Annotated in this window: 7 protein-coding genes; 2 read left to right on the top strand and 5 right to left on the bottom strand. The window is 53.9% G+C overall.

From position 1 onward, the window contains the following. From M6D81_RS17865 to M6D81_RS17845, 5 genes are all read right to left on the bottom strand, one after another. Nucleotides 1–496 (bottom strand): Bax inhibitor-1/YccA family protein (locus tag M6D81_RS17865; protein WP_262678281.1); only part of this gene is annotated, 496 nt, incomplete at its 3' end. A 224-nt stretch (nucleotides 497–720) separates the two neighbouring features. Next, nucleotides 721–2,112, bottom strand: coding sequence for a sulfatase family protein (locus M6D81_RS17860; RefSeq protein ID WP_262678280.1), 1,392 nt, complete (start codon nucleotides 2,110–2,112; stop codon nucleotides 721–723). An 84-nt stretch (nucleotides 2,113–2,196) separates the two neighbouring features. Next, nucleotides 2,197–3,480 carry a TRAP transporter large permease gene (locus M6D81_RS17855; protein WP_262678279.1) on the bottom strand — a complete coding sequence of 428 codons (1,284 nt, stop codon included), beginning with the start codon at nucleotides 3,478–3,480 and terminating at the stop codon, nucleotides 2,197–2,199. 6 nt (nucleotides 3,481–3,486) lie between these two features. Beyond that, nucleotides 3,487–3,966 (bottom strand): TRAP transporter small permease, encoded by a 480-nt coding sequence (locus M6D81_RS17850; RefSeq protein ID WP_262678278.1) that lies wholly within the window; start codon nucleotides 3,964–3,966, stop codon nucleotides 3,487–3,489. 65 nt (nucleotides 3,967–4,031) lie between these two features. Beyond that, a complete protein-coding gene (locus M6D81_RS17845; protein WP_262678277.1) occupies nucleotides 4,032–5,108 on the bottom strand; it encodes a TRAP transporter substrate-binding protein in 1,077 nt (358 codons plus the stop codon). Nucleotides 5,109–5,449: 341 nt separating this feature from the next. Between M6D81_RS17845 and M6D81_RS17840 the strand changes: the two genes are divergently transcribed. Together M6D81_RS17840 and M6D81_RS17835 are read left to right on the top strand one after the other, a co-directional pair. After that, complete coding sequence (locus tag M6D81_RS17840; RefSeq protein WP_262678276.1) at nucleotides 5,450–6,658, top strand: ROK family transcriptional regulator; 1,209 nt, start codon at nucleotides 5,450–5,452, stop codon at nucleotides 6,656–6,658. Between the two features lie 205 nt (nucleotides 6,659–6,863). Beyond that, nucleotides 6,864–7,208, top strand: a complete 345-nt coding sequence (locus tag M6D81_RS17835; RefSeq protein ID WP_262678275.1) for an alcohol dehydrogenase catalytic domain-containing protein — start codon at nucleotides 6,864–6,866, stop codon at nucleotides 7,206–7,208. Nucleotides 7,209–7,224: the final 16 nt, after the last annotated feature.

Here is a 7,224-nt window from a genome sequence, read left to right as displayed (position 1 = left end):
GCACGAAGCTGAACAAATACATCACCATAATGCCAAGCGTCGCTGCAATGACGATCTTCTTGAACGTAGGCGTCGCCTTGATCAAGCCCGTCTTGTAAGCGAGCAGCATCGCAAGGAATACGCCCATCGTGAGCAATGCCGCCTGCATCGCAATTCCGTTCGTCTGCGCATTGAAGTGGGCCGAGATCGCTCCGAGGAACAGTCCTTCCACCGCCGCATAGACCGGCACAAGGTACGGCGCGCTGCGCGGCACGAAGCTGATAATGAGAGCCAATACGAAGCCTGCGATCGCGCCTCCGATCGCCAGCCCCATGACACTGGTATTGCCGCCTTCATACATCGACCAGGCCGCGAATGCGCCTCCCAGCAGAATAGCCAAGGCGATAAAAGTTTTGTTCACTGTGCCATCAATCGTCATAACGCCCCCGGAATGGGCATCGCCCGTCCGCTGGAACGTATTCTCCTTCAAGGTAGGATTACCGCTGCGTCCAATCACGCCATATCACCTCTTCATTAAGATTGTCCTCATTTTAGCATATTCTGGCGGGAGAAACATCATGTTAGGTTAGAAGAAATGTAAGGCGATGGAAGATCTATGCTATGTCGGTAGATCCCCCCACTCGGATGTCGGTCTGCTAGACACAGACATGCGAATGAATACAAGAAAAACCCGCAAGAGCGAGGGATCTCCCCCAACGCCTTGCGAGCTCACACGTAATGTTAAGGATTGTCCCCCGTCTCGTGCTGCAGCCTTGCAAGCTCCAGCTTCAGTGCAAGAACGGTATCCGCATACGCAGGATCACAGTACACATTATTAAGCTCGTACGGGTCCTTCTCCAGATCGAACAGCTCCCACTCCGGCTCCCAGCTCTCGTTCGTGGAGCCGGTCGTGCCCAGCGCCTCGCCGTAATAGTAGATCAGCTTGTGCTTCTCCGTCCGAATGCCGTAGTGCGCGCATACATTATGCTCCGACAGATGCATCCAATAGCGGTAATACATCGAAGTCCGCCAGCCCTCCGGTCGCCCGCCTTCCAACAGCGGCTTCAAGCTAACGCCTTGCATTTCCTTCGGGCTGTCGATGCCCGCATACGCCAGGAAAGTCTGTGCGAAGTCTACGTTCAGCGCCATCGCGTCGCATACGGTTCCCGGCTTGATGCCGTTCGGGTATCGGACGACGAAAGGCATCCTGAGCGACTCCTCGTACATGAAGCGCTTGTCGTACCAGCCGTGCTCGCCCAGGAAGAAGCCCTGATCGGACGTGTAGACTACGATCGTATTGTCGGCAACCTCTTGTTCATCCAGGTAATCCAGCAAGCGGCCCACATTCTCATCGATAGAGTGAATGCAGCGCAAGTAGTCTTTCATATACCGCTGATAATTCCAGCGCTTCAGCTCCAGCTCCGACAGCCCCTCCGGCGGATGGGCCTTCAGGTCGGTGAAGGTCAGATCGCGGTCGACCCGCATCTTCGCTTCTCTTGCCGCCCGGGACCGGGTGGCATAATCATCGTAGAACGTCTCCGGCTCCGGAATGTCTATGTCATCGTAGAGATGCTGATCCTTCGGATTCGGCACCCACGGCCGATGCGGCGCCTTATGATGGCACAGGAGCAGGAACGGCTTGTCTCTATCCCTCTGCTCCAGCCAGTCGATCGACATATCGGTAATGACGTCGGTCACATAGCCGGGGTAAGTCTTCACGCCGTCCGCTTCAATGAACTGGGGATCGATATACTCGCCCTGCCCGGGAACAACGCTCCAGAAGTCGAAGCCCGCCGGATTGCTGCTCTCGCTGTGTCCCAGATGCCACTTCCCGATCATCGCGGTCTGATAACCGTCTTCTCGCATCAGCTTGGGGAACGTCGTCATCGTGTTCGGAAGCTCGTCATCCAGCGTCCGCACCCCGTTCGCATGATTGTACAATCCCGTCAGAATCGTCGCCCGGCTGGGGGTGCAGATGGCATTCGTGCAGTACGTATGATCGAAGCGCATCCCCTCACTGGCAATCCGATCTATGTTAGGCGTCTTATTAATCCGGCTGCCATAGCAGCTCATCGCTTGCGACGCGTGGTCGTCCGACATAATGAATACAATATTTGGCCTTTGGTTAGACAAGGTTCCTTTCCCCTTTCAAGCTCTGTTTCAACCGTGATGCATGTCTATTAGCCTCTTGCTCCCGCAACCGCTCTTCCAGTCGGATCAGCCCGCGCCGCCGATCAGATTCGGCAGGAAGAGAACAATCTCAGGGAAGAAGATCAGGAATATCGCCCAGAATAAAATAACGAGTATGAAAGGCACCTCATACTTGGATACTTGAAGTATCGTGGAATTCGACATCTTCGTCGCCACGAACAGATTGCCGCCTACAGGAGGCGTCAGGAAGCCCATCTCGATGCCGAGTACCAGCAAGACGCCGAAGAAAACAGGATTAATGCCCAGCTCCGCCAATATCGGCACGAAGATCGGCGTCAAGATAATAATCTGGCTAAGCGTCTCCATGAACATACCGGTAATGATCAGAACGCCAAGCAGCATAAGCAGCACCAGCTCCGGACTGTCCGTAATGGATGCGATCCAGTTGCCCAGCGATTGCGGCACCTGATACAGTGTCGTCAATCTGCCGAAGCCGCTGGCTACGCCAGTCATTGCCAGCATGACCGCCGCTGTCACTGCGCCTACGCGGAACGCTTCCACCAGCTGGGAGGCCTTCACATTGCGGCGAATGACAAGGCCGTAGAACAGTGCATAAAATACGGCAAGCTCGGCCGCCTCCGTAGGAGTAGCGATGCCGCTGTAGATGCTGCCCAGAATAATAACGGGCGCAAGCAGCCCCCACTTCCCCTTCCAGAGCGCGCGACCGACACGGGCCCAGGAGAAGTTGTTGTCCGTTGTGCGCAGGTTGTACCTCTTGCCGATGAAATACATGACCACGGCGAAGGACGAGGCGATCAGCAGGCCAGGGATCATCCCTGCCATGAACAGCGTTCCGATGGACGTACTGGACAGCACTCCATAAATAATAAGCGGATTGCTGGGCGGAATGAGCACGCCAAGCGCCCCTCCGGTTGCCGACAGCGCTCCCGCGAGCGGCGGCTTATAGCCCCTCTGGATCATGCCGCCGATCGTAATGGAACCGATCGCCACCGTCGCGGCCAGACCGGAGCCGGTAAGCGCGGCGAACAGCGTGCTGGCAAGAATGGTAGAGATGCCGACGCCGCCCGGAATATTGCCGACGAGCGAGTCCGCCACCTCCAGAATATCGTCGGTAAGGCCCGACGCCTGCATAATCGCACCCGATATAATGAATAGGGCGACCGCCATCAGCACAAAATTGTCTATGCCGCTGAAGAAAGTCTGCGGCAGCATCGTCGGCGAGAATTCCCCGTATACGATCAGAGGCAATATCGTAGCCGTACCGATTGCCGCGTAGATCGGAACGCCAATCAGCAGCAAGGCAAAGAAGACGATAAACATCAGCTCCATGGCGCGTTACCCCTTTCTCATTTCTTTCCACAGTCCCCATATGTTCGTCTGGAAAATGCGTATTGCAGTAAGTACGGCCGTAAACGGCACAAAGCTGTACAATACCCAGAACGGAATTTCGAGGAACGGGGTTTTCTGAACAAACTTCATCATATTCTCGATAAACGGCAGACTGTACCAAGCCAATCCGAGCGTGAAGGCAAACCATATCACGTTCCCGAACAGCAACAGCCAATTCCTCACTTTCTCGCTCACATTCGACAGCACAATATCCGCCCGAATATGCTCATTCGTCTTGGCGGCATAGCTGATGCCGAAGAAGATGCTGAGCACGAAGCTGTATTGCGTAATTTCCTGCATCTCGGTCGTCGATATGCCGAACAGGCGGAACAGAATCGTGAGGCCGAGCAGAATAAAAATAACAAATAGAAGCAATGCGCTGATTACTTCTTCGAAATGGTCGACAAACCATTTGATCCTTTTCATAAACAGCCTCCTTTACAGCGTTGAGCAGGAGTTAGCCTCCTGCTCAACGAATGAGTTGCCCGTTATTATTCGATAATGCTTAACACTTCATTGACAATTTCTTCGCCTTTCGCCGCGCTGCCGCCGCCGATCGACTCATACGCTTGCGGCCATACGCTTCTGCCCAGCTCGATCCATTGATCGATGTCCTCAGGCTTGCCCAGACGCTCCATCCCTTTCTCTTCCAGGAACTTGATGTCATCTTCCATCAATTGGTCGAAGCGATCGCGCTCCAGCTGCGAAGCTTCCTTGCCCGCTTTGACGAGCGCGTCCTGCAATTCCTTCGGCAGGCTCTGGAAGTACGTCTCGCTAATGGCGAATGAGCTGATCGTGTACATCCATTCGATATCCGTAATGTACTTATGCACCTCGTAGTAGTGCTCCGTACGCGCTGTCGTATAAGCATTCTCTTGCGCGTGAACCAGACCTTGCTGCATCGCGGTGAACGCCTCTGAGAACGGAAGCACGACCGTGTCCGAGCCGAATGCCTGGAAGGCGGATTCAAAAATTTTGTTCGGCGGAACTTTCATTTTAAGCCCTTTCAGATCTGCAAGGGAACGGACGGGATGGTTCTTGTCCGATGTAATGGCGCGGAAGCCCGCGTCCGTCCAGAGCAGGAAGCGCATACCCGCTTGCTCGACGCCGAACTCATTGTTCTTGTCCCACAGCTTGTCGATGGCGTCGCGAGCTTGCTCCGATCCTTTGAAGATGTACGGAAGCGTCAAGTAGTTGACCGAAGGCGCGAATGTGCCGAAGTTGTTCACGGACCCTTGCACCATCTCTTGCGTACCGTTCTGTACCGATCTCATCTGCTCCAGCTGATCGCCAAGCTGGTTGGAAGGATAGATTTCCACCTTCAGCTGGCCATCGCTGTACTGGGAAGCCAGATCGGCGAATTGCCGCGCTGTCCAGTCAATAATTGATGAATCGCCGGATTTGTCGCTATGTCCCAATTTAATCGTGTATACCTTCTTGTCGCCGTCCGCTTTGTTGTTGCCTGCTCCCGCTTCGCTTCCGCTTCCGGAGTTGCCGTTCGACGAGCCGCAAGCCGCCAGCGTGAATACCATTGCGCAAGCTACGATGCCTGCCATAAGCTTCTTCATTCGATTAAGCCCCCTTGAATTGATCTGAATCATGACGTTGTAAAGGCTTCATCGAAACGCTTACATCTCGTTTACTTCACCTTTACTATTTGCATAGCCAACTTTATCATGCGTCCGGAACTTATGTCAAGATTTGAATTAAGTATGCAATGATTTTTCGCACGAAAGCGCTATTTTTATTGTATTTCACCCCAGTTTTGTCTATAATAAACCAAACGGATCGCGTAACAGCCTCGATTGAGACTTTTTTTTGGAGACGAACGATCCAATTGTCAGCAATAGATATCATACTCGTTTCGAATGAAACCGATTTACACAATATCCTATAAACAGGTGATTATATGATTGTGACTCCTACTCCGCTTGATCAAAAGGGAAGCAAAACGGCGATTCTGCAATGCTTGCATAAGTATGGCGCTATTACGCGCGTACGCCTGGCAGAGCTGACGGGCCTCAGCCGCGCGACTATATCCACCGCAGTATCCGAGCTAATCGGACTGGAGTTGGTCAGAGAATCCAAGGAACGTCTGAACACCGGCGGACGCCCGGCGGTGACGTTGAAGCTGAAGTCCGACACCCGGCTTGTCATCGGAGCGGATCTGGACCCCGATGCATGGACAATCGGCGTATTCGACTTGCGCTTCAACCAGATCGCCATCAGCCGTGTCCCCATACAGGACCGCTCTATTGCCTCAGTCATCAGACTGCTTGTCGATCAGGTGAAGAGCTTTATTCAAGATTTTGGCAAAAGACTGCTGCCCATGATTGGCATTGGTCTGCCTGGGCTGATCGACAACAGGAACGGCATGATTATAAGCGCATCTCATTTCGGCTGGAGCAAGGTGGCGTTCTCGGGGCAAATCCGGGAGGAGCTGGGATGGCCGGCGGTCATTCTGAATCACAATAAAGCAAGAGGTCTCGCGGAATGCCGTTACGGGGCAGGAAGAGACTACCATCATATGATTTACATCGGGGTGGGCAGAGGAATAGCCGGCGGCATCTTCTATGACCGCCAGCTGGTAGAAGGCGCCTTCAACGGAGCCGGAGAGATCGGCCATATTACGATGGTTCCGAACGGCATTCTGTGCAGCTGCGGCAATCACGGCTGCTTGCAGGCCTACAGCTCCGGTTCGGCCTTGGAGCTGCAAGCGAGGAAGAAAGTCCGGCTGTCGCTGGATGAGCATACAAGTCTGACGTCCGATGAGGATATGATGCAGCTTCGGTACGAGAAGGTGTGTCTCGCTGCAGACAAGGGGGATTGGCTTGCCAAGGAGATTGTGGAAGAAGCGGCCCAATACTTAGGTATAGCGATGGCCAATCTGGTGAACATCATCAATCCGGAAGCGTTCATTCTGGGCGGCTCCGTGCCTCGCAACAGCAAGTTGTTCGTGGACACCGCATTGAAGACAATGCGGCAGCGCTCCGTCAGCCAGCTGTCGCAGACGACGGAAGTGAACATCGCTCAGTTCAATGAGTTCGGAGGAGCGCTGGGAGCGGCCAACTTCGCGATGGACGAGCTATTCTCCTTCCCGTTGTGTGTGGAAGAATAGCGCGCTGGGTAGCATCCCACTCACGGACGCTGCTCTCCATCTGCAACTTACGGACGCTCGCCATTCTCTACACTTACGGACGCTCGCCACTTTTCGCACCCAGCTAACGGGCGCCACAGAAGCTATTTTCCGCTAAAATGTCTCATATCAAATGTAACGGTTCTGTCAGAGCTTATTCCCCTCCATATCTTGCTATCTGTGCTAGATGAGGCGCAATAACGTCACTGACGACCGTTACGCTTCAATAGGTGGGCAATCCGTTCAAATAGCCGCTATAGCGGCCGTTAGACATTCTGTCCATACCGCCCCCGCCAAGCCGTTCATCTCTTGCGGACATTGCGAATACTGCAAGGAAGGCCGTTACAATCTCTGCAATCAGTTCGGATTCGTCGGCTTGCAAGCGAACGGCGGGTTCGCGGATTACGCCATTGTCGATCCCCACATGCTTCACCGCTTGCCGGATCATGTCACCTTGGAAGAAGGCGCTCTGGTGGAGCCAGCTGCAGTCTGCTTCCATGCCGTGAAGGAGAGCAAGCTGAAGGTGGGATAGAACGTAGCGATATATG

Origin of the sequence: Paenibacillus sp. J5C2022, assembly GCF_025567625.1 — a bacterium.
Lineage (GTDB): Bacteria > Bacillota > Bacilli > Paenibacillales > Paenibacillaceae > Pristimantibacillus.
Note: the sequence above shows the minus strand (reverse complement) of the source record. Positions and strands in the feature narration are given on the sequence as shown.

Bases quoted from the DNA above. Each gene is read 5' to 3' on its own strand.
- M6D81_RS17855 (WP_262678279.1), bottom strand. From the start codon at position 3,480: ATGGAGCTGATGTTTATCGTCTTCTTTGCCTTGCTGCTGATTGGCGTT.
- M6D81_RS17850 (WP_262678278.1), bottom strand. From the start codon at position 3,966: ATGAAAAGGATCAAATGGTTTGTCGACCATTTCGAAGAAGTAATCAGC.
- M6D81_RS17845 (WP_262678277.1), bottom strand. From the start codon at position 5,108: ATGAAGAAGCTTATGGCAGGCATCGTAGCTTGCGCAATGGTATTCACG.
- M6D81_RS17840 (WP_262678276.1), top strand. From the start codon at position 5,450: ATGATTGTGACTCCTACTCCGCTTGATCAAAAGGGAAGCAAAACGGCG.
- M6D81_RS17835 (WP_262678275.1), top strand. From the start codon at position 6,864: ATGAGGCGCAATAACGTCACTGACGACCGTTACGCTTCAATAGGTGGG.